The organism is Treponema rectale (assembly GCF_014202035.1).
Taxonomy (GTDB): Bacteria; Spirochaetota; Spirochaetia; order Treponematales; family Treponemataceae; genus Treponema_D; species Treponema_D rectale.
Genome location: NZ_JACHFR010000004.1, coordinates 40,455 through 61,797 on the forward strand (window position 1 = coordinate 40,455; position 21,343 = coordinate 61,797).

Annotated in this window: 23 protein-coding genes and 1 riboswitch; of the genes, 7 read left to right on the top strand and 16 right to left on the bottom strand. The window is 37.9% G+C overall.

Features of this window, described 5'->3' with window-relative positions; genetic code table 11:
• The first annotated feature begins 147 nt into the window (after positions 1 to 147).
• The 4 genes from HNP77_RS11015 to HNP77_RS12455 all read left to right on the top strand — a co-directional run bounded on the left by HNP77_RS11015 (position 148) and on the right by HNP77_RS12455 (position 5,452).
• Positions 148 to 2,265 carry an adenylate/guanylate cyclase domain-containing protein gene (locus HNP77_RS11015; RefSeq protein WP_184653337.1) on the top strand — a complete coding sequence of 706 codons (2,118 nt, stop codon included), beginning with the start codon at positions 148 to 150 and terminating at the stop codon, positions 2,263 to 2,265.
• Between the two features lie 173 nt (positions 2,266 to 2,438).
• Entirely contained in the window at positions 2,439 to 3,893 is a 1,455-nt protein-coding gene (locus tag HNP77_RS11020) for an amidase (protein WP_184653339.1), read from the top strand.
• Positions 3,894 to 3,992: 99 nt separating this feature from the next.
• Positions 3,993 to 4,601 (top strand): LemA family protein, encoded by a 609-nt coding sequence (locus HNP77_RS11025; RefSeq protein ID WP_184653341.1) that lies wholly within the window; start codon positions 3,993 to 3,995, stop codon positions 4,599 to 4,601.
• A gap of 23 nt (positions 4,602 to 4,624) precedes the next feature.
• A complete protein-coding gene (locus tag HNP77_RS12455) occupies positions 4,625 to 5,452 on the top strand; it encodes a TPM domain-containing protein (RefSeq protein WP_184653343.1) in 828 nt (275 codons plus the stop codon).
• Here the strand turns inward: HNP77_RS12455 and HNP77_RS11035 are convergent, their stop codons facing one another.
• From HNP77_RS11035 to thiM, 11 genes are all read right to left on the bottom strand, one after another.
• Complete coding sequence (locus tag HNP77_RS11035; protein WP_184653345.1) at positions 5,453 to 6,013, bottom strand: transcription repressor NadR; 561 nt, start codon at positions 6,011 to 6,013, stop codon at positions 5,453 to 5,455. It abuts the gene before it with no gap.
• A gap of 15 nt (positions 6,014 to 6,028) precedes the next feature.
• Positions 6,029 to 6,883, bottom strand: a complete 855-nt coding sequence (gene nadC, locus HNP77_RS11040; RefSeq protein WP_184653347.1) for a carboxylating nicotinate-nucleotide diphosphorylase — start codon at positions 6,881 to 6,883, stop codon at positions 6,029 to 6,031.
• A complete protein-coding gene (locus HNP77_RS11045) occupies positions 6,828 to 8,261 on the bottom strand; it encodes an FAD-binding protein (protein ID WP_184653349.1) in 1,434 nt (477 codons plus the stop codon). The genes nadC and HNP77_RS11045 overlap by 56 nt, the downstream gene beginning before the upstream one ends.
• Positions 8,262 to 9,197 carry a quinolinate synthase NadA gene (gene nadA, locus HNP77_RS11050; RefSeq protein WP_184653351.1) on the bottom strand — a complete coding sequence of 312 codons (936 nt, stop codon included), beginning with the start codon at positions 9,195 to 9,197 and terminating at the stop codon, positions 8,262 to 8,264. It lies immediately after the preceding gene.
• A 148-nt stretch (positions 9,198 to 9,345) separates the two neighbouring features.
• Positions 9,346 to 10,215, bottom strand: a complete 870-nt coding sequence (locus tag HNP77_RS11055) for a 4Fe-4S binding protein (RefSeq protein ID WP_246428930.1) — start codon at positions 10,213 to 10,215, stop codon at positions 9,346 to 9,348.
• Positions 10,208 to 10,351 (bottom strand): CD1871A family CXXC motif-containing protein, encoded by a 144-nt coding sequence (locus HNP77_RS11060; RefSeq protein ID WP_184653353.1) that lies wholly within the window; start codon positions 10,349 to 10,351, stop codon positions 10,208 to 10,210. Before HNP77_RS11060 ends, HNP77_RS11055 begins: the two co-directional genes overlap by 8 nt.
• Complete coding sequence (locus HNP77_RS11065) at positions 10,348 to 10,866, bottom strand: TlpA family protein disulfide reductase (RefSeq protein WP_184653355.1); 519 nt, start codon at positions 10,864 to 10,866, stop codon at positions 10,348 to 10,350. Before HNP77_RS11065 ends, HNP77_RS11060 begins: the two co-directional genes overlap by 4 nt.
• 72 nt (positions 10,867 to 10,938) lie before the next feature.
• Positions 10,939 to 12,255: a phosphomethylpyrimidine synthase ThiC gene (gene thiC / locus HNP77_RS11070; protein ID WP_184653357.1), complete on the bottom strand. Its 1,317-nt coding sequence runs from the start codon at positions 12,253 to 12,255 to the stop codon at positions 10,939 to 10,941.
• 4 nt (positions 12,256 to 12,259) lie between these two features.
• Positions 12,260 to 13,075: a bifunctional hydroxymethylpyrimidine kinase/phosphomethylpyrimidine kinase gene (gene thiD / locus HNP77_RS11075; RefSeq protein WP_221266583.1), complete on the bottom strand. Its 816-nt coding sequence runs from the start codon at positions 13,073 to 13,075 to the stop codon at positions 12,260 to 12,262.
• Entirely contained in the window at positions 13,056 to 13,709 is a 654-nt protein-coding gene (gene thiE, locus HNP77_RS11080) for a thiamine phosphate synthase (protein WP_184653359.1), read from the bottom strand. Before thiE ends, thiD begins: the two co-directional genes overlap by 20 nt.
• Positions 13,696 to 14,511: a hydroxyethylthiazole kinase gene (thiM, locus tag HNP77_RS11085; protein ID WP_184653361.1), complete on the bottom strand. Its 816-nt coding sequence runs from the start codon at positions 14,509 to 14,511 to the stop codon at positions 13,696 to 13,698. The genes thiE and thiM overlap by 14 nt, the downstream gene beginning before the upstream one ends.
• Positions 14,512 to 14,593: 82 nt before the next feature.
• A riboswitch (TPP riboswitch) is annotated at positions 14,594 to 14,704 on the bottom strand.
• A gap of 173 nt (positions 14,705 to 14,877) precedes the next feature.
• Here thiM and HNP77_RS11090 point away from each other — a divergent pair.
• Positions 14,878 to 16,002, top strand: coding sequence for a lipid II:glycine glycyltransferase FemX (locus HNP77_RS11090; RefSeq protein WP_184653363.1), 1,125 nt, complete (start codon positions 14,878 to 14,880; stop codon positions 16,000 to 16,002).
• A 33-nt stretch (positions 16,003 to 16,035) separates the two neighbouring features.
• On the opposite strand, the gene arfB is transcribed toward HNP77_RS11090, so the two are convergent.
• The 4 genes from arfB to HNP77_RS11110 form a co-directional block, all read right to left on the bottom strand.
• Positions 16,036 to 16,452: an alternative ribosome rescue aminoacyl-tRNA hydrolase ArfB gene (gene arfB, locus HNP77_RS11095; RefSeq protein ID WP_184653365.1), complete on the bottom strand. Its 417-nt coding sequence runs from the start codon at positions 16,450 to 16,452 to the stop codon at positions 16,036 to 16,038.
• 6 nt (positions 16,453 to 16,458) lie between these two features.
• Entirely contained in the window at positions 16,459 to 16,818 is a 360-nt protein-coding gene (locus HNP77_RS11100) for an arsenate reductase family protein (RefSeq protein ID WP_184653367.1), read from the bottom strand.
• Between the two features lie 682 nt (positions 16,819 to 17,500).
• Positions 17,501 to 17,746, bottom strand: coding sequence for a hypothetical protein (locus HNP77_RS11105; protein WP_184653369.1), 246 nt, complete (start codon positions 17,744 to 17,746; stop codon positions 17,501 to 17,503).
• Positions 17,703 to 18,161: an ATP-binding protein gene (locus tag HNP77_RS11110; protein WP_221266585.1), complete on the bottom strand. Its 459-nt coding sequence runs from the start codon at positions 18,159 to 18,161 to the stop codon at positions 17,703 to 17,705. Before HNP77_RS11110 ends, HNP77_RS11105 begins: the two co-directional genes overlap by 44 nt.
• Positions 18,162 to 18,408: 247 nt before the next feature.
• Here HNP77_RS11110 and HNP77_RS11115 point away from each other — a divergent pair, with 247 nt between their 5' ends.
• Positions 18,409 to 18,792, top strand: coding sequence for a hypothetical protein (locus HNP77_RS11115; RefSeq protein ID WP_184653371.1), 384 nt, complete (start codon positions 18,409 to 18,411; stop codon positions 18,790 to 18,792).
• Here HNP77_RS11115 and HNP77_RS11120 read toward each other — a convergent pair.
• Positions 18,773 to 20,230: a hypothetical protein gene (locus tag HNP77_RS11120; protein WP_184653372.1), complete on the bottom strand. Its 1,458-nt coding sequence runs from the start codon at positions 20,228 to 20,230 to the stop codon at positions 18,773 to 18,775. The genes HNP77_RS11115 and HNP77_RS11120 overlap by 20 nt on opposite strands.
• A gap of 197 nt (positions 20,231 to 20,427) precedes the next feature.
• Here HNP77_RS11120 and HNP77_RS11125 point away from each other — a divergent pair, with 197 nt between their 5' ends.
• Complete coding sequence (locus HNP77_RS11125; protein ID WP_184653374.1) at positions 20,428 to 21,342, top strand: Fic family protein; 915 nt, start codon at positions 20,428 to 20,430, stop codon at positions 21,340 to 21,342.
• Position 21,343: the final 1 nt, after the last annotated feature.

Genomic DNA, 21,343 nt, shown 5'->3' on the forward strand with positions numbered 1-21,343 from the left:
CTGTAAGCCCGGTAAATACTGCAGCCGTGGATGAACACAGTCTGGTTTCGTTTTTCTGCATAAAAGATTCTTTCAAGACAGATTGTCGATATTACCCGGGACATGTGTTATAATTATAAATAAGACCACTGTAAAGGAAAATATTAAATGACTGAATTTTCAAAAATTTTCAATATTTCATGCCTTATCATACTTGCTCTCTTTTGCTTTCAGATGGGAATTTTTTTATGTTCGGGTCATAAACTAAAACAGAACGGCAGACGAACCCTTATCTTTATTGAATTTTTTACAGGGCTCTTGCTTCTCTTTGACACTCTTGCCTACTTTTTCCGCGGAAACACCAGCAGTACCGGCTGGTTTATGGTACGCGCCAGTAATTTCATTGTTTACATCTGCAACTTCCTGATTCCATTCTTCTTTTGCTTTTATGTATGTGAATTTATAAAACAGTCCAGATTAAGTTTTACCCTTCTTTTAAAACCGGGCTATTCTATAAAAAAAGGAATGCCCGTACAAATTTTTATAGTCCTTGCTTTTTGTCTTCTTGGTGTCCTGCTAACAATAATCTCTCAGTTTACGGATTTATTCTATTATATAGACGAAAAAAATCTCTACCACAGGAATGAACTTTATCCTTTAAGCGTTGCCCTGGGAGTTATACCTGGACTGATTACGTTTACAATGCTGCTGCAGAACAAAAAAAAAGTTGCCGGAAACGTTTTTATATCCCTTTTTGTTTATTTTTTATTACCTGTAATCGGTATAATTTTAGTACTGTTTGTATACGGATTTTCCTGGATAAACATCGCTCTTGGACTTGGAGCATTGCACCTTTTCTTCTCTTCCATAAAATTAATGGAACTGGAATTTTATTCCGGAAAGCAGAAAAGTTCCGCAATTCTTACTCCAACTTATAAAACTGAAAACACTGTAGAAGAATCAAAAAAAAGAATCGTAAGAAACCATTTCTGGCAGACCTTCTCAGTAAGTCTGGCAGGCGTTATCCTGATTCTCGTTATTGTGTCAATTACAGGAATAGCACTTCCGGAAAGAACATTAACTATCGGAAACCCTTATACAGAGAATGATTCTTCAAAATCAGTCTGCATAACTTTTTCTCAGAACGCAGAAAAGCATTGGGTTGACGAAGATGACCCTGACAGAACCGGTGCCCAGTATGATGGTGTAATCTATAACAACATGAGCAGCACGATTATCACTGACTGGAAATTCTCAATTAAAGTACCAGACGGTTCTACCGTAGATCCAGGTCCATGGAACGGAACTTTTACACTCTCGAACGGAAAACTAAACGTTGTCAAACCCCATGAAGGTGATAAAGAAAACATTCACGGTGAAAACTTTTATACGATTACTCCTTTAAAGACACTGGGGTTCGGATGCATTATGTATGCACCTCATACCTACCAGCCGCTGTCAGAAAAAATTGTCTTTACATACTCAAGCATATTAAAGCCGCTGTCAAATATTCTGTTTGATATTTTTCTGGCGGGACTGTTCATACTGTTTATCATTTCAACGACAGTTACCCTCTTTGAAGGAAAACTTATCCGCGTAGAAGAAGAAAATAGAAAACTTGAAAATACAGTAAAAGAACGTACTAAAGAACTTGAGGCAGAAAAAAACCGTTCAGAAAGTCTTCTCCTGAATATTCTTCCAAAAGAAATTGCAGATGAACTTACGGCTCACCCAAACCGAACGCTGGCTAAACAGTATCCGAATGTTACGGTTCTCTTTACTGACATAGTTGGATTTACAAAAATAAGCGGAGAAATGAGTGCAGAAGAAGTTGTCACCATGCTTAATAAAATGTTCTCAATGTTTGATGAACGTGCACAGCGTGAAGGCATAGAAAAAATCAAGACTATCGGAGATGCCTACATGGCAGCAGCAGGCCTTACGCAGGATAAGGACAATAATGGTGCCAGAAAGATTATTAATTTTGCAAAAGGCCTTCTTGAGGATGTTCATTCTTTCAACGAAACTTCACCTATAAAACTTCAGATCAGGCTTGGAATAAACTCAGGTCCTCTTGTTGCCGGCGTCATAGGAAAAACAAAGTTCATTTATGACATCTGGGGCGATACAGTAAATATGGCAAGCCGAATGGAAAGTACAGGCATGCCTATGAAGGTTCATGTAAGTGATGCAACAAAAATACAGACTGACAGTCTCTTCCGTTACAGCGAAACCATAGAAATAGATGTAAAAGGCAAAGGAATGATGAAGACTTATTATTTATAAGTCTGCTTGTTATCATGTCTGTACATCAAAAATAATATTCATTATAATCTCAAAAAAAAAAAAAGACAGTTCGGAACCATCCTGTCTCTAAACAAAACTAGGGATTAAAATAAAGGAAGTATTTTCTTCTCTTATTCATGGGCTGAAAGTCTTTTGCAAAAAGAGGATGAATTATGAAACTTGAAGCCCTTTGTGCCTGGGAAATCGGAGAACTTGTAAATACAAAAAAAATCAGTCCGGTAGACGTCATTAAATATTTTTTAGACCGGATCGAAAAACACAATAAAAAAATCAATGCCTTCGTCTATACAAAACCGGAATATGCCCTTGAAAAAGCCCGGGAACTTGAAGAGCGTCTTAACCGTGGTGAATACTGCGGAGAATTTGCGGGAGTTCCTTTTGGATTAAAAGATTTTTTACCGGATAAGAAAGGCTGGTCAAATTCCCACGGGGGTGTAAAATGCCTTGTTGCCATAGATGACTGCGACTCAGTATTCTGCACTGCAATGGAAAAAGCCGGAGGAATTGCCATCGGAAAAACAAATGCTCCTGCATACGGATTCAGGGGAGCTACAGACAATTATATGTACGGACCTACCTCTACCCCGTTTAACACAAAATATAATTCCGGAGGATCCAGCGGCGGTAGTGCTGCTGCGGTTGCTGCAGGACTTGTTCCAATTGCAGAAGGCGGTGATGCAGGAGGTTCCATAAGAATGCCTGCAGGTTTCTGTAATCTTTTCGGATTCAAGGCAGGAGTCGGAACCATTCCATCTGTATGCCGTCCTGATGCCTGGAGTGCCACTCATCCCCTGTGCTTTAACGGCGGACTTACTAAATCTGTAAAAGATGCTGCCATTCTTTTAAACTACATGAATTATGAAGACCGGCGGGATCCTTACAGCCTTCCAAAAACTCATGACTTCATTAAGGAATATTCTATTCCGGTACAGAATTTAAAAATTGCCTTTACGGAAGATTTCGGTATTTTTGAAATTGAAGACGAAGTCAGAACAATCATCCGTAAAGCAGCAGAACGTTTTACAGAACTGGGATGCACTGTGGAAGAATATAAGTTCAATTTTAAACATACAGCAAATGAACTTTCTGAACAGTGGTGCAAGGGAATTACAATTGACTGCGCCCTCGACCTTAATCATCAGAAGGCTCTTGGAAATGACCTGCTTAAAAATCACCGGGAAGATTTTCCTGAAGAATTCATTTACTGGAAAGAAATTGTTGATTCAATGGGAATCGAAGACATGTATAAATTCAATCTTGCCAGAACAGATGTCCTTGATCAGTTTGAAAATGCCTTTGAAAAATATGACCTGATTATTTCTCCTGTAAGCTGCGTTGCTTCCATACTCAACAGGAATGACAGAAATACAAAAGGTCCGGAATTCATCAACGGAAAAAAACTTGATTCCCTTATCGGCTGGTCTCAGACATTCCTTGCAAATTTTACAGGAAACCCTGCTGCTTCAATTCCTGCGGGATTTTCAAAAGACAACGTTCCTGTGGGAATGCAGCTGATTGCACCAAGATACAAAGACGCTCTGATTCTTCAGGCCGCAAACCTTTACGAACAGAAATTCGACTGGAAAAAATTCTATCCTGAATTGTAAAATTTTACTGCAGAAAACTGCTGCTCCTGTATTTTTCTTGACCTGCTCAGGAATTTTAAGTACCTTTAAAAAGTAAACATAAAAAATACAGGAGTCAGTATGAAAGCTTTAACAAAGAAAATACTCATTACAGTCGGAACCATTATTGCAGTTATTTTTATTATCTACAGATTCTTTGCAGGAACATATAATTCCATAGTGGCAAAGGATGAAGGAGTTTCAAGTCAGTGGGCTCAGGTTCAGAATCAGTACCAGAGACGCATGGATTTAATTCCTAATCTTGTCTCTACAGTAAAAGGCTATGCTTCTCATGAAAGCGAAGTTCTTACTGCCGTAACAGAAGCCCGCAGTCGTGCCGGAGGAATGGTAAACATAGATTCAGAAGCTCTTAATGATCCTGAAACATTCAAAAAATATCAGCAGGTACAGGATTCACTCAGTTCTAGCCTGCAGCGTCTCCTTATGGTTACAGAAAATTATCCTGAATTAAAGGCAAACGAAAACTTTCTTGCATTACAGAGTCAGCTTGAAGGAACAGAAAACAGAATTTCCGTTGAACGCATGCGCTATAATGAAGCTGCAAAAGACTACAATGTATACATCCGCCAGTTTCCAAAATCAATCATTGCAAACATGAACGGATTCCGCACAAAGTCATACTTTGAAGCATCTCAGGAAGCCCAGAGTGCCCCTCAAATTCAGTTTTAAAAAATAAATTAAATCGGAGCAACATGATAAAAAAACACTTTATCCTTTTTATTACAGCAGTTCTACTTTCTGTCTCAGCCAGTGCAAAATCCAGGTTTAATGTTCCTGAATTAAAAAATCCTGTAATGGATCTTGCAGATGTTATCGATGAAAAAACGGAATCCCGTCTGAATACTTATCTGCAGCAGGTTTACGAACAGACAGAGGTTCAGATCGCTGTTCTTACCATCCGTTCGTTAGGTAACTACCCTATTGAAGAAGTTTCTATAGAAGTTGCTGACCAGTGGAAACTTGGCAAAAAAAATAAGGATACCGGTGTTCTGCTTCTTGTTGCTCCTAACGACCGTTCGCTTCGCATTGAAGTCGGATACGGACTGGAAGGACTTCTTACTGACGCTCAGTCGGATAAAATCATACGTAAATACATCACCCCGCAATTTAAAGAAAACAACTACTCTCAGGGAATCGTTAACGGAGTAATTAAAATTACAGAAATTGCAACAGACGGGGCAAAAATCAATACAGATTTAAAAGTAGAAAAAAAAGAATCATCTTCAGCAGGTGCCGGTATTTTTATACTTCTGTGGGCAGGAATGATTATCTTTATAATTACAACAAACAAAGGGATAGGTCCATTCGGAATCTACTTTATTCTTTCAATGCTGACGGGAAGACCGTTCCAGAGAAGAATGCCGAGAAAACGTTTCGGTTCTGACGATGATGACATATTTGGAGGTTTTGGCGGTGGCTTTAGCGGAGGAAGTCACAGAAGTTCCGGAGGTTTTGGTGGCGGCGGATTTAAAGGCGGTGGCGGCCGGTTTGGCGGCGGTGGTGCCAGCGGAAAATGGTAATTAACACTTACTGTAATTTTTTGCCTGATAAACAGATTTAAAATCTACAGCTTCAATAAGATATTTTCGTTCTTCCAGCTTATGCTGAATCTCGTCAAGTATTTCTGTTGATCTGGCTTCCACAGTATGATAATGATACCCTTTTGTAATATTCTTTAACGGCGTAGAAACTCCACTTTTCAAATCATTTATAAAATTTTCTACATCACGGCGGCACTTAATATTAAGAGGCGCACTTATTGTTCCATAAACTTTGTGCTCAACATAAACATCAACAACAGTACCACCTAATTCTACCATTATATTAAGTTCATCTTCTGTCTGTTCATCTGTATGATTCACCTTAAAGATTCTGCAGATAGAAGATGATTTTATCATTACGTAACCTGCTGACGTTGCAATAAGGTCCGGATGATTTGCCCTTAACAAGGCAATGTCAGTAACGATAACCTGACGGCTTACACCCAGTTTTCTCGAAAGTTCACTTCCGGAAACAGGCTCTTTTGCATTAATGAGTATTTCAAGAATTTCGCTTCGTCGTGCTTCTCCAGGTGCGCGCAAATCAGTCTCCTTTTTTTATGCTACGGAATGAAGGTTCTTTAAAGACAAATCCAGAATAGGACTTGAATGAGTTAAAGCCCCTGATGAAATATAATCAACAGCAAGGTCTTTTATTTTTTCTATATTTTCTTTTGTAACATTGCCGCTGATTTCTACTTCTGCTTTTTTATTTATAATATCAAGAGCAGCTTTCATTGTGTCGTGATTCATGTTATCCAGCATGATAATGTCTGCTCCTGCTTCTACAGCTTCTTTTACCTGCTCAAGAGTTTCAACTTCTACTTCAATCTTGCGCACAAAAGGAGCATAAGCTTTTGCCATTTCAACAGCTTTTCTTACGCCGCCTGCAGCACCGATATGATTATCCTTCAGAAGAACTCCGTCAGAAAGATTATACCTGTGATTATGCCCTCCTCCTACAGTAACAGCATACTTTTCAAAAATACGGTTGTTAGGAGTTGTCTTTCTTGTATCGAGAAGTTTTATCTTTGTTCCCTCAAGTAAAGATGCAACCTGATTTGTATAAGTTGCAATTCCGCTCATGCGCTGAAGATAATTAAGGGCAGTTCGTTCTCCGGAAAGTAAAACGCGGATGTCTCCATGAACAGTTCCAAGATGCTGTCCTTTCTGAACTTTATCTCCATCCTTTACAGAAAAACTACATTCTGTTTTATTATCAAGCAGATAAAAAACTCTTTCAAAAACTTTAAGACCTGCAATAATTCCATCCTGCTTTGCAATAAGATCAACTTCTCCAGGAGTAGAACATGGCATTACTGCATTTGTACTTACATCTTCACTTGAAATATCTTCTCTAAGCGCTTGCAGAATCAGATTGTCTGCATTCAGCATCATTGTTATTTCGTTCATGATTTTCTCTTGACCTCTCAATTGCATTTAATATTTTTTCTCTATACATTCCGAACAAAGAATGTAAATCTTTATATTTTTTATAATCAACCTTTACAATTTCTACAGCAGAATACTTTTTTTCTTTTGATTCTTCTACCATGTGAGCAGCAGCTCTTGCAGCAAATACAAGACTTTCTAGCAGGGAGTTTGATGCAAGACGGTTTTTTCCGTGCACGCCGTTACAGCTTGTTTCTCCGCAGGCATAAAGGCAGGACAGATTTGTTTTTGACCAGCGGTCAACTTTTACTCCGCCCATAAAATAATGCTGTGCCGGAACAACAGGTATGGGTTCCTTTGTACAGTCATATCCATTCTTAAGACACTCCTGGTAAATATGACAGAAGTGAGTCTTTATCTCTGATTCCTTTATGTTCTCCATACTGAGCCAGACGTGGGGAGTTCCGTCTTTTTTCATCTGCTCAAGAATTGCATTTGCAACAACGTCTCTCGGAAGAAGTTCATTAACAAATCTTTTTTTATCTTTATTTAATAAGATACCGCCTTCTCCTCTGACAGATTCTGAAATCAGGAAGCTTCTGCCCTTTGCAGTTGAATACAAAGTTGTAGGATGAATCTGAATGTAATCAGGATCCAGCAGTTCTACCTCATGATTCAATGCTATTCCAAGAGCATCTCCCGTAAGATGAGGATAGTTTGTTGAATGCTCATAAAGTCCGCCTATACCACCGCATGCCCATACAACATTTTCTGCATACATCGGAACAATCATGGAACCGTCATCTGCTTCTGCTTCTGCATATCCGGCAAGAGGACTGTCAGCTGCAACAGATGCAATAATTCCCGCACATCTTCTTGAAGGCTGATTGTTTTTTACGGTAATTTTCTGCTCAATTATATCTGTCATCGTTACATGATTATATAAATGAATATTAGAATGTTTCTTTACTTCCTCCAGCAGGCGGCTTGTAATTTCCTTTCCGGTGATGTCTTCATGAAAAAGAATTCTAGGTGTTGAATGTGCACCCTCTCTGGTAAATTTCAGAGAGCCGTCTTCATTCCTTTCAAAATCAACTCCGTAGCCGATTAAATCTTTTATAACATGCTGGGATGAACGAATCATTATATCGACAGATTCTTTATTGTTAAGATAATGCCCTGCCCTCATGGTATCCTCAAAATATGAATCATAATCTTCATCATTTTTGAGCATGCAGATTCCACCCTGAGCAAGATAAGAATCACAGTCTTCCAGAGCCTCCTTTGAAATAACGGTTACATTCAGGTTTTCTGGAAGCTTGAGTGCACAATACAGTCCGGCTACACCGCTGCCGACAATCAGTACATCTGTAAAGAACTTATTTTCGCTGTCATTCATTTAAAGGGCCATCTCAGGAACAACATTGTTCTGACTTGCAAGTTCAAGCATTCTGTCGAGAGGAACACTTGCACCTAAACGAGTTTCTTCACTTACAACTGCAACAGGAGACATGTTAACAAGACAGTCCCTGACTTTTTCCAGAGTCATCTTTTTCATATTCGGACAGATCTGACTTGCACCTACAAAATAAAACTTCTTTTCAGGAGCAACCTGTTCCATTTTGTAGAGAACACCTTTTTCTGTGCAGACTATATATTCCTGAGCATCATCTTCAGCAACATATTCAATAAGTTCTTTTGTACTTCCAAGATAATCTGCAAGATCACAGACATCTTTTCTGCATTCAGGATGAGCAATGATTTTTGCAGCCGGATGTTCTTTAAAACAATTCATAATTGCCTGAGAAGTTATTGATGCATGAACATGACAGAAGCCCGGATTAAGAATGATGTTTTTTTCTGGAATCTGTTCTGCAACATAACGGCCGAGATTTCCGTCAGGAATAAAAAATATATTATGATTCGGAAGATTCCTTACAATCTTCAGCGCATTGCTGGAAGTAACGCAAACGTCACTTAATTCTTTTACATCTGCCATTGAATTGATATAGCAGACAACTGCAAGATCATCATAAGTTGAGCGCATTTCTGCAATTTTTTCTTTATCAATCATTAAAGCCATCGGACACACAGCATCAGGTGACGGCATAAGGACAGTCTTGTCTGGATTTAAGATACAGGCACTTTCGCCCATAAAAGTTACACCACAAAAAACAATAGTTTTATTTGGAACACTCTTTGCAACTTTTGCAAGATAAAAGGAATCTCCTACATAATCTGCAATTGCCTGAATTGAACTGTCTACATAATAATGTGCAAGGATAACAGCATCCTTTTCTCTACACAGTTCTTTAATTTCTTCGGTCAATGTCATTTTTTTGCCGCTCTTTATTATTAGTTTTCTAGTATATTAGCGAAATGATATAAGGGTGACAAGACACCTGTAATATATTCAAATTACAGCAGTCAGTCAGAAGACAGTTGACTTTTATAACACCGTAAAATTTTTGCAGCCCTGCTTCCTAATATGAATGACCGCTGGGCCGTATTTGAATGGAAGTAATTGCATTGTGCGGACACGAAACTTTACAGTCTCCGCACCTTATGCAGTCCATGCTGTTTGGTTTCTTGTAAACCGGAATATCAAGTTTACAGGCCTTCTGACAGATTCCGCATTGAGTGCATTTTGAAGGATCAACTTTATAACGGATAAAGGAAAACTTATTAAAGATTCCGTAAAATGCACCAAGCGGGCAAACATATCTGCAGAATGGCCGGTACAGTATTATTGATAATAAAAGAGTCAAAATAAGAATTGAAAACTTCCATTTAAATAAAAACCCTATGGCACCGCGCATAGCTTTATTCAGCAGAACTAGAGGAACTCCCCCCTCAAGCATCCCTACTGGACACACATACTTGCAGAACCAGGGCTCCCCCAATCCGATAAAATCAACTACAAACATCGGAAGTATGATTACAAAAACTGCCAGAAACACAAAGCGGAACCATCGCAAAAATTTTTCTCCCGGGAGTTTTTTAAATTTTTTTATGAAAGGAATTTTATAGAGCAAGTCCTGAATTAAACCAAAAGGACATAAAAAGCCACAGACAAATCTTCCAAGAAGAGTTCCGATTACAATCATAAAACCCACAACATACATTGAGATTTTATAATCACGGCTGTTAAGGGTTGCCTGAAGAGAACCTATTGGACAGGAACCCAATGCGCCCGGACAGGAATAACAGTTCATTCCGGGAACACACACATATTTCAAACTGCCCTCATAAATTCTTCCCTGAGAAAAACCTTTGATGTATCCGTTTGATAAAGCTGCCGCTGCTGCCTGTACTACAAGCCTGAGAGTTCCGTGCTTCTTTTTCTTATCCAATTCCAATACATTCCATACAGATTCTGGTTGCTTTTGCAAAAACCTCTTCCGCTTCTTCCCTGAAAATTCCCGCAATAATCAGGACTATCCCGGTAACAAGAGAAAATATTCTTAAAATAAGAACCAGCTTCTTCATTTATTATCTGCCAGAATTGAATCTATTATCTTCTGCCAGTCTTTCTGACTTCTTGCACCAAAATAAATATCTCCAATCTGATTTCCGGAACTGTCTACAAAAATAGTTGCAGGAACTGCCTGTATTCCGTACAGAAAACCTGAAAGCATTTCTTTGCTTGGAACAAGATGAGTATAATCTGCTTTAGTTGCATCAATGATTGCATCTGCATTCCGTTTTTCCCTGGACTGAATACTTCCGCCTCTTCCGACAACATCAATCGGAATTCCTATAACTCTGACGCCCTTACTTTTATTTGCCTTATTCAATTTTGCAAGATCAGGCATTTCTTTTATACAGGGTGCGCAGAAAGTTCCCCAGACATTTATCATTGTAAGTTCATTTTCTGCAAAGATGCTGTCCGTTACCTGTTTACCTTTTAAATCCTTTGTATTGAATTCAATTTTTGTTTCTCCATAAACGGTTGCTGATGCCAGAGCAAATAATAAAACAAAAACGCCGGTAATCTTCTTCATAATGCCCCCTGTATAATGCCATAGTATAACATAAGAAAATTAAATTGTATCACATTTAATGTAACAAAATCTTTAAAGAATGTCTATTAATTCTCCCTTAATGGCTTTATTCATGCTTCTGACGGCACAGAATTTTCCGCACATACTGCAAGTATCACTGTGATCATCTTCCGGCAGACGGGATTCACGAATTTTTTTTGCAGTATCAGCATCAAGGGCATATTCAAACTGTTTATCCCAGTCAAGATTTCTTCTTGCATCTGCCATTCTGTCATCAATTTCTCTTGCATAAGGAATTCCTTTTGCAATGTCAGCTGCATGAGCTGCAATCCTTGAAGCAATAATTCCCTGACGCACGTCGTCAATATCAGGAAGCGCAAGATGTTCTGCAGGAGTTACATAACATAAAAATGATGCACCATTAGCGGCTGCAACTGCACCTCCGATAGCAGCGGTTATATGATCATAGCCCGGAGCAATATCAGTTACCAGAGGACCAAGTACATAAAACGGTGCCCCCATACATAAAGTCTTCTGCACTTCTATATTGGCTGCAATCTGATTAAGGGGAACATGTCCCGGACCTTCCACCATTACCTGAACATTATGACTCCAGGCACGTTTAGTAAGTTCCCCCAATCTGACAAGTTCTTCTATCTGACATACATCTGTAGCATCTGCAAGACATCCCGGGCGACAGGCATCACCAAGAGAAACTGTAACATCATGTTTTTCACATATTTCAAGAATATCATTAAAGTATTCATAAAATGGATTTTCTTCACCAGTCATACTCATCCATGCAAAAACAAGACTGCCTCCCCTGCTGACAATATTCATCTTGCGCTGATTGCCTTTTATCTGCTCCAGAGTTTTGCGGGTAATTCCACAGTGAAGGGTTACAAAATCAACTCCATCTTCTGCATGCAGCCTGACCACATCTATAAAATCTTTTGCTGTTAATTCTTTTAAATCTTTCTGAAAATGAATTACCGCATCATAAACCGGAACAGTTCCTATCATTACCGGACAGGATTCAATAAGTTTCTGCCTGAAGGGACGGGTATTACCATGACTTGAAAGATCCATTATTGCATCAGCACCAAGTTTTACAGCAGACATAACTTTTTCCATTTCTAAATCATAGTCCCTGCAATCTCTTGAAATTCCAATATTTGCATTTATCTTTGTACGAAGCATACTTCCCACACCTGCAGCCTTTAAAGAAGCATGTTTTTTGTTTGAACATATAACAACTTTTCCTTCTGCAACATAATGCATAATCTGTTCCGGAGTATAATGCTCACTGGCTGCAACTGCCTTCATCTGTTCTGTAAGGATTCCTTTTCTTGCAGCATCCATCTGTGTAGTGTAATTTTTTTTATTCATTTTTTTACCTCGCTGTATTTATATTCCATAAGTGATTAAGAGGACCTGAACCTTTTCCTAAACACATCATTGATTTTATTGCACCGGTTATATAAGCCTTAGCATTTTTTACAGACTCCATTAAAGAGTAACCCAGCGACAGGTTTGCACTTATTGCACTGGATAAAGTACAGCCTGTTCCATGAGTATTAGGATTATCTATCCTTTCTGAATAAAGCCATTCTTCCTTCCCTTCTGTAAGTAAGAAATCATCCGCAGTTTTTGTAAGATGGCCCCCTTTAATCAGAACACTGCAGCCAAAAACTTCATAAATAAATGCGGCAGCTTTTTCCATATCAGCAGGTTTTGTAATCTTAAGACCACAGATTATTTCTGCCTCAGGAATATTCGGGGTTACAAGTGTTGCAAGAGGAAAAAGTTTTTTTGTAAGTACACTGACAGAATCCCTGTCTAAAAGCTTTGTTCCCGCTGTAGAAACCATAACAGGATCTACCACAATGTTTTTGGCTGAATAGAAAGCCAGAACCTGTGAAATTACATCTATAGTTTCAGAAGAACCGGCCATTCCGATTTTAACGCTGTCAGGTCTTATATCAGTAAAAACACAGTCAATCTGTTTTTTTACAAATTCAGGCTCTGTGTTTTTTATGCCATACACACCGGTTGTATTTTGTGCAGTCAATGCCGTAATGACACTCATTCCATATACACCATTTGCAGCAAAAGTCTTTAAGTCAGCCTGAATCCCTGCTCCACCGCTGCAGTCGCTTCCTGCAATTGTTAAAGCGGTTTTTATTGATTCAGAAAGCGTCCGTACCATAAAAACATTCCCTAACTTTATTATGAAGGAGTTTACATGAGAGTCTTATATCTTTCTGAGCATAAATAGCACTGATTGCAGCTATTCCACTAATTCCGCTGCCTGAAAGGCCGGCAATGTTTTCGAAAGTAATTCCTCCAATGGCAACCACAGGAATACTTACAGAAGCACAGATTGCCTTTAATGTTTCTATAGAAACACTGTCTGCATCATCTTTTGTATTCGTAGAAAAAACAGCACCAACTCCAAGATAATCTGCTCCATATTTTTCTGCTGAAACTGCCTGCTCAACAGTCTGCACTGAAACTCCAATAATCTTTTCTTTGCCTAAAACTTTTCTTGCGTCAATAAGTTTCATATCACTCTGACCAATATGTACTCCGTCAGCATCTATTTCTTTAGCAAGATACACATCATCGTCGATTATAAAAGGAATATGGTATGCAGAGCATATTTTCTTTACCTTTATTCCTTCATCCTTAAATTTCTGATATGTAATGTTTTTTTCACGAAGCTGAAGAATAGTTATTCCGCCTTCAATACTTTCTTCTATCTGCTGTTCAAAAGTTTTTTCTCCACACCATCTTCTGTCGGTTACTGCATATAAAGAAAGAACGGATTTATCTAACTTCATATTTTGCTCCGTCTTCAAGTTCTTCATCCGTCATATTGTTGACTGCATCTATTATCCGTTTTGCATAGGTAGCGTTCCCTTCATATTCAGCAAGATGCGTTTTTGCAATCTCTCCGGCAAGTCCCATAACACATACAGCCATTGCTGCTGCCTCCAAAGAATTTTCCTTACCAGCACACACAAATGCAGTAAGCAAAGCAGAAAGCTGGCAACCTGTTCCTGTAATTGATTTCATTAAAGCATCTCCGTTTCTGATGACGAAACATTTCTGTCCGTCCGTTACAAAATCAATTTTTCCGGTAACTGCAATTATACTTCCGGTTTTTCTTGAAAAGTCTTTCAGCCATTCAACTGTTGCTTCGAGATTTTTTTCATTAACTTCATCGGAAGAATCCGCATCAACACCCTTAGTCATACCAGACTTCCCTGCCAGGGTTTTTATTTCTGAAATATTACCCCGGATAACATCAAAATGAATTTTTTTCATAAGTTTTACAGCAGTCCTTGTTCTTAACCGGCTAGCCCCTGCTCCAACAGGATCAAGGACAAGAACATGATTAAGTGACTGAGCCTTTTTTCCGGCTATAAACATGGATTTAATTGTACGGGCATTAAGAGTTCCTATATTAATGCAAAGCCCGTTACATATTGAAGTTATATCTTCAACGTCTTTCTTATCATCTGACATAATCGGACTTGCACCACAAGCAAGTACAATGTTAGCAACATCATTCACCGTAACGTAATTTGTGATGCAGTGAACCAGAGGCATTTTCTGCCTTACATTTTTAATGATTTCCATAAACGTCTCCCGGATTTACCGTGGAGGAACAATTCTCCGCAAAAAAAAAAGCGGATATACCGCAAGATATATCCGCCTGAAATTTATGCGAAGTAAATATCCCTACGTTGGCATTATCCAAATCAGGTTATCGGGTCTAGGCATTCATCCTACTCTCAGCCGTCTTTATACGACAGCTCCCCGTTTGTATTTTTGCTTATATTACTGAATTAATATCAGTTAGGCAATCTCCCTTTTCTATCGGCATAACCAATCTATTATAACTTACACAGAGTTTTATTAATGTATTACAACTTTTACCGGAAATTTACATACCGAAAGAACCGTTTACTTGTTTGCCTTTATTTTTGTTCCTATAATTGCAAAATGAACCTGACTCTTACAAAAGTCCAGCCAGAAATATTTCCAGCATCAGACAATCTTTTTCAAAATCATTTTTGGGGAAAATTAAAAGAAACCACGGGACAGATTCCACTTTACTTTGAAGTAACATTTGAAGATGAAGAAAACAGCCGGCATTCGTTTCCACTTCTAGTACTTCTCAGAAAAGTAAAGAAAGTATTTAAATATGCCTACATTCCACGCTCTCCTGATGAAAAGATAATTCCTGAAAATAAAAACTGTTTTCTGGAAGAACTCTCTGAACAGATAAAGCAGTATCTTCCTGAAACTGTCGCCTTCATCAGATATGACCTGCACTGGATTAACCGGGAACATAGTTCAAGGACTGAAATGCTCGAAATCATGATGAACTACGGAACAAAAAAACATAACTTCAAGAAAGCACCTACAGACTACATGTGCAGTTCAACATGTATTTTAAATCTCAATCCTGCTCCTCAGGCAATGTTAAAAAAAATGAGACAGCAGACACGAAATTCCATAAGACGTGCATACAGGGAAAACGTCACTTTTTCAATTTACGATGCAGCCAGTCCTGAAATATTTCAAAAATTAAAAGATACTTATGAAATGTACCGGGATACAGCTCAAAGAAAAAACTTTTACTGTGAAAAATATAAATACTTTGAAAACATATTTATTCTGAATAAAGAATTTTCAGAAAAAAAAGAAACAGAGGATTTTGACGAAGGTATAGTCCCTCTTGATGCACAGGTTCCATCACCACAGTTTTATCTCTTCACGGCACAGAAAAATTCAATTGTACTGAGCGGGCTTATACTTGCAATATGCGGAACAAATGCCTATTACATGTATGCAGCAAGCAGTATGGATATGCGTCACTGCATGCCGAATTACGGACTTCAGTGGGAGGTAATTCGCTTTGCAAGATCAAAAGGCTGCACAAGCTATGATTTTATGGGGATTCCTCCAAATAATGATTCATCCTCTCCTATGGCCGGACTATATATTTTTAAAACTGGCTTTGGAGGTGATGTTATTCATTTTTACGGAACCTGGGACTACCCTATTAATCATAAAGAATATACAACCTTCTGCACCGGAGAGAGTCTCTCCATTAAAAACTAAAAATATTTTAAACAGTGCGTAACTCTGCTTTAATTACAGGAATAAAACTTTTGCACGATTCTTTTTTATTTCACTTCTGATTCTTTTAAGCTTTAACTTTTTTTCTTTACTTGCCTTTGTTGGTTTAGTCTTTTTTCGTTTCTTTTGAATTCTCAGGGCATTAACTATCCTGCTTTCAATTCTGTCAAAAGCTATTTTACGATTTACTTCCTGAAAACGTTCATCATCAACAGAAATATAAATGCATCCTTCATTATTTATTAATGCAGATAGTTTAGTGCAAAGCCGCTCACGTTCTTCATCAGTTATACCTCTTACAGCAGCAAGAGGAAGTGTCAGATGAACTTTTGTATTTACTTTATTTACGTTCTGACCGCCTTTACCGCCACTTCTTGAAAAAGTTATCTGAGAATTTTTTAAAATAGATTCATGAAGTTCTTCTGCATCCATTTACCATTACTTCCATGTTTCCCAGATTTTCTGCTCCATGCCGACAGTAGCATCTGTTTTTCCATTACGGCAGACCGGCTGTTTTAAAAGCTTCAGCTGATTATCAAATAATTTATCTTCTTTTTCGCTGTCATCAAGATAAGCAAAGCTTGAATATTCTGAAGATTTCTTATCAACAAGTGCCTCTACAGCTTCTGTCCTGCCTCCTTCCCTTTTTGAAAGAGCAGTAACTACAGAATCAAATTCACCTGCAGACATTTCTTTTTCTTTAAGGTCGATGAACTGGAAGGGAACGCGCCGCTCCTTAAAGAAACGCTGGGCCGCCTTGCAGTCAAAATTTTTGTTTGTGCCGAAGATTTGAATCATGGAGAAAGTATAGCGCATTTTGGGAAAAACTTATATAGATAAGGTGACATATTACCTCATCTATACACTTTTAGCGCCGTCTTCCATTCAATTTTTTATATGCAGAAAAATCCTGCTTTCTACTCCCCAAACTTCCTAATTAAATCATCATGATTCTTGCAGCCGGTCAATTTTTTGGCGTCCGTTTTTTTCTACAGACTGCTGAACAACATCCTTATACTCAACAAGAATCTGAATTCCGCAGTTCGAGCCGCTGTTTATGATATTTTCTACCGTGCGGATAACAACATGTGGGAATTGCCTGATTCTATGGCGGCGGCTCCCGAACTCAACTGGTTTTGCCAGAATTTGATTTTAGGGAGGCTTTGCGGAATGACTTTATACGAAATTCTTTCGTTAGCTCTTAATTTAGCCATTCTCATTCTGACAGCCCTTTCTTACTTAAAAGATAGAAAGAGTTAAAAAATAAAGCCGCCCTTTCAGTTTTCGAAGCTAGGACGGCTTTATAGCAAAATAGTGGAGACGACCGACAAAATCGGGCATTTCCATTTCTTTTAAAATACCACCACCCAGCTTTTTCGTCAAATCAATAAAAAATCAATATAGCACAAAATAAAAAAGACGGGCTTGATTTTTTGTGAGTTTTTAGCGAAACGTTAAAAAAACTCACAGCTCGTGCAAACTAAACGTTCATTGATATTCCAGTTTTCAGCACGAACCAGGGACAGACCTCGATTTTTTTTGATAGATTTAAAAGAGACTTCAAATATTCTTTCTTTAGATTTTCATCACTTTCCAATGCAACTTTTGAAAGAACTCCATAAGTCATATATTCAAAAAGCACATCATCTTTTTGTTTGTCCTGATTTATTGAATAAAATTCCTTAAAATAATTCCTTAAAATATAATGGCAGAATATAAATTTCATATCCTCGGCCTCTAAATTCTGTTATCACGTCTTTTGAAAGAAATTTTGCATTGCTGCCTGTCACATAGACATCGACATTCTTAATGTTCAAATAGCTGTTCAAAACATCTTCAAAATCACTGACCATCTGAACTTCATCCAAAAGCACATAGTACATTTTTTCATCGCCGATGCTGGCATCAATATAGCTCAAAAGTTCATCCGGATTTCTCAGGTTTTTGTTTCCTCTGTCTTCCAAATCTATTTGAATGATATGCTTGTCATCTATTCCCTCTTGTTTTAGAAAATCTGCAAAAAGATTAAACAAAAGAAAAGATTTCCCGCACCTGCGAAGTCCTGTAATCACTTTTATCATACCGTTATGATTGGCAGTAACAAGTTTGTTCAAATATAAATCACGCTTTATGCTAATCATAATCAACATTATTGCAGATATACGCATTTTTTTTTCAATATTCTTGCAGCAGTACTTTTAGCTCCTCCTTTGCCTTTACGCGAGCCTGTTTGCGAGTTTCATCCTATCGCCAAATGTTAGCCCCGACTGAGAAGTCTTTGGGCGGGACGAGTTTTATATAAACAGAAAATTGTCCCCAAAAAGTCGTATCACACACAAATAAAACTCCGTAAAATCAAGGCATAAATCTTATTTTAGGAGCAAAGCAATGAAAATGAAGCTTTCAAACATCTACATCACCCATAAAAGCGAAACCTGCTTTTCCAAATCAGGCAATCCACTTTCTGTTTACAGGAGTTTTTCAGAAGCACAGGAAAGCGCCGATTATCAGTATTCGCAAAGCGGAATCTCGCTGACTGCATATAAGTGCAATGCTTGTGGAAAGTATCACTTAAAACCGACCGAGTTTTACTGTGAAAAACTTTCCTCGGTCTGTTCATGTACCGACCACAACGGTAAAAAGAAAGATGCCTACCCGACTGCACAAGATGCCGAAAAAATGGTAAATATAAGGAAAAGTGCCGGGATTACGCTTTTTGTGTACAAGTGTCCGCAGGGAAACGGATATCATCTTACGAGTTCGGTCCGTTAGGAAAAAGCATCTCTGCAAATTCCACCATTCTTCGGATGGTGGTTTTATTTTCATTGCCTAACGAAGAAAAATTTATCGCCTCGAATAAAAAAGGTTTCATATATTTACCTGCAAAATATCTGCCTTGTTCAAAGGCTTCAACAAAGAAATGTGCGGCTAACTCACATTCACCATTTATTTCATAAAACTCGCCAAGTTTCCAGTTTTTATAGAATACAGTGGATTGTCCTATTTTTTCTTTTGAAAATTTTTCTAAAATATTTTTATAATTCAGTTTTTTATCAAACGGCTTTCCGATATTTTTCAGAAACAACTTTTCCTCTTTTGATTTTTTATAAATAGAATGGTCTGAATTTTTTCCATAATAAATACTGTCCGTTAAAATCATATACAGTATATTTTCTTTGTATTCTTTGTTTTTCTTTGAAAGTTTGCCAAAAAAGAAATCTCTATAGAAAAGTCGCAGGCCATTTCGAACATTACTACGAAACTCTTTTGAAATTAATTTTTCTTCTTCCATTGAGTCTGCAATATTTGTCACAAAACAAGCAAAGAAAAGCATATTGCTGAAAGCTGGATATATATAACTTATTCCGTTAAATTCATTTTTAGCAGGGTTTTCAAGTGAACTGTCAGAAAGATGGAGATTTGTTCGTTTTTTAGTCATAACCTCCTTAAAAGCATTGTAAAAATCGTTAGAAAACTCATTGTCTTTATATTTTTCAAATTCAGCAATTCTTTCATCTGTTGGAAAAGGGCGAACATCAAGAAATTGCTTTATTTCGTTCCAGGACGGTCTTTGCTTTCTAGAACACCATCGTTCAATTTTTGTGTATAGATTCGTATCTTGAGAAAGTTTATCCCACTCAATCTCAGTTTCTTTTTTATCATTTGCCATCCATTTTAAAAAATCAAATGAAGATTTTATTGGCGAAATATCATTCTCGTAATCTTCGCTGATACCCCACACATCAAAAATTGATAAAGTGTCGCTCCAATTTCGCAAGACGGAATCATTCGAATAGTTTTCGTTCATATCAGTAAAAAAACGAACTAAAATATTTCTTATTGAAAACAGAAGATGATTTTGTACATTTTCTTGTGCCGTGCCTAACGGATTGTCAATTTCATGAATCATTGATTTTAATTCATAATAAAACAAAACTATGAAACTGCAGGATTTGATATAGCCTTTCATCATTGCCCACGAACCGAAAGTTAATAGTAAATTTTCAAATTCTGAAATCTGCTTAAAAGAGGTTTTACTGTCGTTATCATCAATTGTTTTTATTCTTCCAAGCATTTTCTTTGTTTTATCAAAGTCTGTCCGTTCTACGCTATCAAGCAAAGCACTTTGTCCTATACCAGCGATTAGAATTTTTACAACCTGGCTGATTTTTATGCTTCCATACTGTGTATTTGATGTAGTTTCTTCCATAATTCAACTCCTTTATATCATAATTTCATATATATTTTAAAGGAGGAATGATTTTGGAAACATAACTTTTTGGGGACAATTTTTATGTTAGGAATTTTTATAAACTTATAGCTTAACGATTTTCCTTCATTCCGCTAAACGCTTCTCTTTTATTCCGATAATTGTAGATTGTTCCGATACATGCTATAATCATAATGATGAAATCAGACGGAACCTTTTTGACAGCTAATCAGGCTGCGGAAAAATGGAATATCTCAGAGCGAAGAATCCGGGTCTTGTGTTCACAGGGAAAAATTCCTGGAGCCATGCAAATCGGTCGTGGCTGGCGTATTCCCCTTGATGCTGTAAAACCCCGCGACGGGCGACTTACAAAACAGGAAAATCTTCTTTCCCTTATCGATGAAAAGAAGCGACACCTTGACACTCTTCGGCCTTTCACCCAGGGTGAACTCGAACGCCTTAACGAACAATTTGTCACCGAATACACTTACAACTCAAATGCCATAGAAGGCAACACTCTTACGCTGAGGGAAACAGACCTTGTTCTTCGTGGACTTACAATAGACAGGAAGCCACTTTCCCATCACCTTGAAGCAATCGGTCATAAAGAAGCATTCGACTATGTTGCAAGCCTTGTTCAGAAAAACGAGCCACTTTCAGAGCGTGTCATAAAAGACATTCACTATCTTGTCCTTGCAGATAAAAAAGAAGACCGCGGCACATACAGAAAAATTCCTGTAATAATAGCAGGAGCCGCCCACGAGCCAGTCCAGCCATATTTGATTCAGCCGAAATTAGAAAGTCTTCTTCAAGATTTTGCAAGGGATGAAAGACACATAGTCACAAAATTAGCCCGGTTCCATATTGACTTTGAAGCAATTCATCCTTTTATTGACGGCAACGGAAGAACTGGACGACTTTTAGTAAATCTTGAACTTATGAAGGCCGGTTTTCCGCCAATAAACATCAAGTTTGCTGACCGCCTTGCCTACTACGACGCATTTGACTCATACCATGTCCACCATAATCTTGGCGCAATGGAATCCCTTTTTGCAAAAGCCCTGCTTGAACGCCTTGATTTCTATATTGGACTGAGGAAGGAAGAGGAGTAAT

What these genes read in the sequence shown, in the direction of transcription:
- nadC (WP_184653347.1), bottom strand. Translation starts at nt 6,883, where the DNA reads ATGAACGAAATAACAATGATGCTGAATGCAGACAATCTGATTCTGCAA.
- thiM (WP_184653361.1), bottom strand. Translation starts at nt 14,511, where the DNA reads ATGGAAATCATTAAAAATGTAAGGCAGAAAATGCCTCTGGTTCACTGC.
- HNP77_RS11110 (WP_221266585.1), bottom strand. Translation starts at nt 18,161, where the DNA reads ATGATTAGCATAAAGCGTGATTTATATTTGAACAAACTTGTTACTGCC.
- thiC (WP_184653357.1), bottom strand. Translation starts at nt 12,255, where the DNA reads ATGAATAAAAAAAATTACACTACACAGATGGATGCTGCAAGAAAAGGA.
- HNP77_RS11025 (WP_184653341.1), top strand. Translation starts at nt 3,993, where the DNA reads ATGAAAGCTTTAACAAAGAAAATACTCATTACAGTCGGAACCATTATT.
- HNP77_RS11015 (WP_184653337.1), top strand. Translation starts at nt 148, where the DNA reads ATGACTGAATTTTCAAAAATTTTCAATATTTCATGCCTTATCATACTT.
- HNP77_RS12455 (WP_184653343.1), top strand. Translation starts at nt 4,625, where the DNA reads ATGATAAAAAAACACTTTATCCTTTTTATTACAGCAGTTCTACTTTCT.
- HNP77_RS11020 (WP_184653339.1), top strand. Translation starts at nt 2,439, where the DNA reads ATGAAACTTGAAGCCCTTTGTGCCTGGGAAATCGGAGAACTTGTAAAT.
- thiE (WP_184653359.1), bottom strand. Translation starts at nt 13,709, where the DNA reads ATGAAGTTAGATAAATCCGTTCTTTCTTTATATGCAGTAACCGACAGA.
- HNP77_RS11060 (WP_184653353.1), bottom strand. Translation starts at nt 10,351, where the DNA reads ATGAAGAAGCTGGTTCTTATTTTAAGAATATTTTCTCTTGTTACCGGG.
- HNP77_RS11105 (WP_184653369.1), bottom strand. Translation starts at nt 17,746, where the DNA reads ATGAAATTTATATTCTGCCATTATATTTTAAGGAATTATTTTAAGGAA.
- HNP77_RS11115 (WP_184653371.1), top strand. Translation starts at nt 18,409, where the DNA reads ATGAAAATGAAGCTTTCAAACATCTACATCACCCATAAAAGCGAAACC.
- nadA (WP_184653351.1), bottom strand. Translation starts at nt 9,197, where the DNA reads ATGACATTGACCGAAGAAATTAAAGAACTGTGTAGAGAAAAGGATGCT.
- HNP77_RS11100 (WP_184653367.1), bottom strand. Translation starts at nt 16,818, where the DNA reads ATGATTCAAATCTTCGGCACAAACAAAAATTTTGACTGCAAGGCGGCC.
- HNP77_RS11120 (WP_184653372.1), bottom strand. Translation starts at nt 20,230, where the DNA reads ATGGAAGAAACTACATCAAATACACAGTATGGAAGCATAAAAATCAGC.
- HNP77_RS11065 (WP_184653355.1), bottom strand. Translation starts at nt 10,866, where the DNA reads ATGAAGAAGATTACCGGCGTTTTTGTTTTATTATTTGCTCTGGCATCA.
- thiD (WP_221266583.1), bottom strand. Translation starts at nt 13,075, where the DNA reads ATGGTACGGACGCTTTCTGAATCAATAAAAACCGCTTTAACAATTGCA.
- HNP77_RS11125 (WP_184653374.1), top strand. Translation starts at nt 20,428, where the DNA reads ATGAAATCAGACGGAACCTTTTTGACAGCTAATCAGGCTGCGGAAAAA.
- HNP77_RS11045 (WP_184653349.1), bottom strand. Translation starts at nt 8,261, where the DNA reads ATGAATGACAGCGAAAATAAGTTCTTTACAGATGTACTGATTGTCGGC.
- HNP77_RS11090 (WP_184653363.1), top strand. Translation starts at nt 14,878, where the DNA reads ATGAACCTGACTCTTACAAAAGTCCAGCCAGAAATATTTCCAGCATCA.
- arfB (WP_184653365.1), bottom strand. Translation starts at nt 16,452, where the DNA reads ATGGATGCAGAAGAACTTCATGAATCTATTTTAAAAAATTCTCAGATA.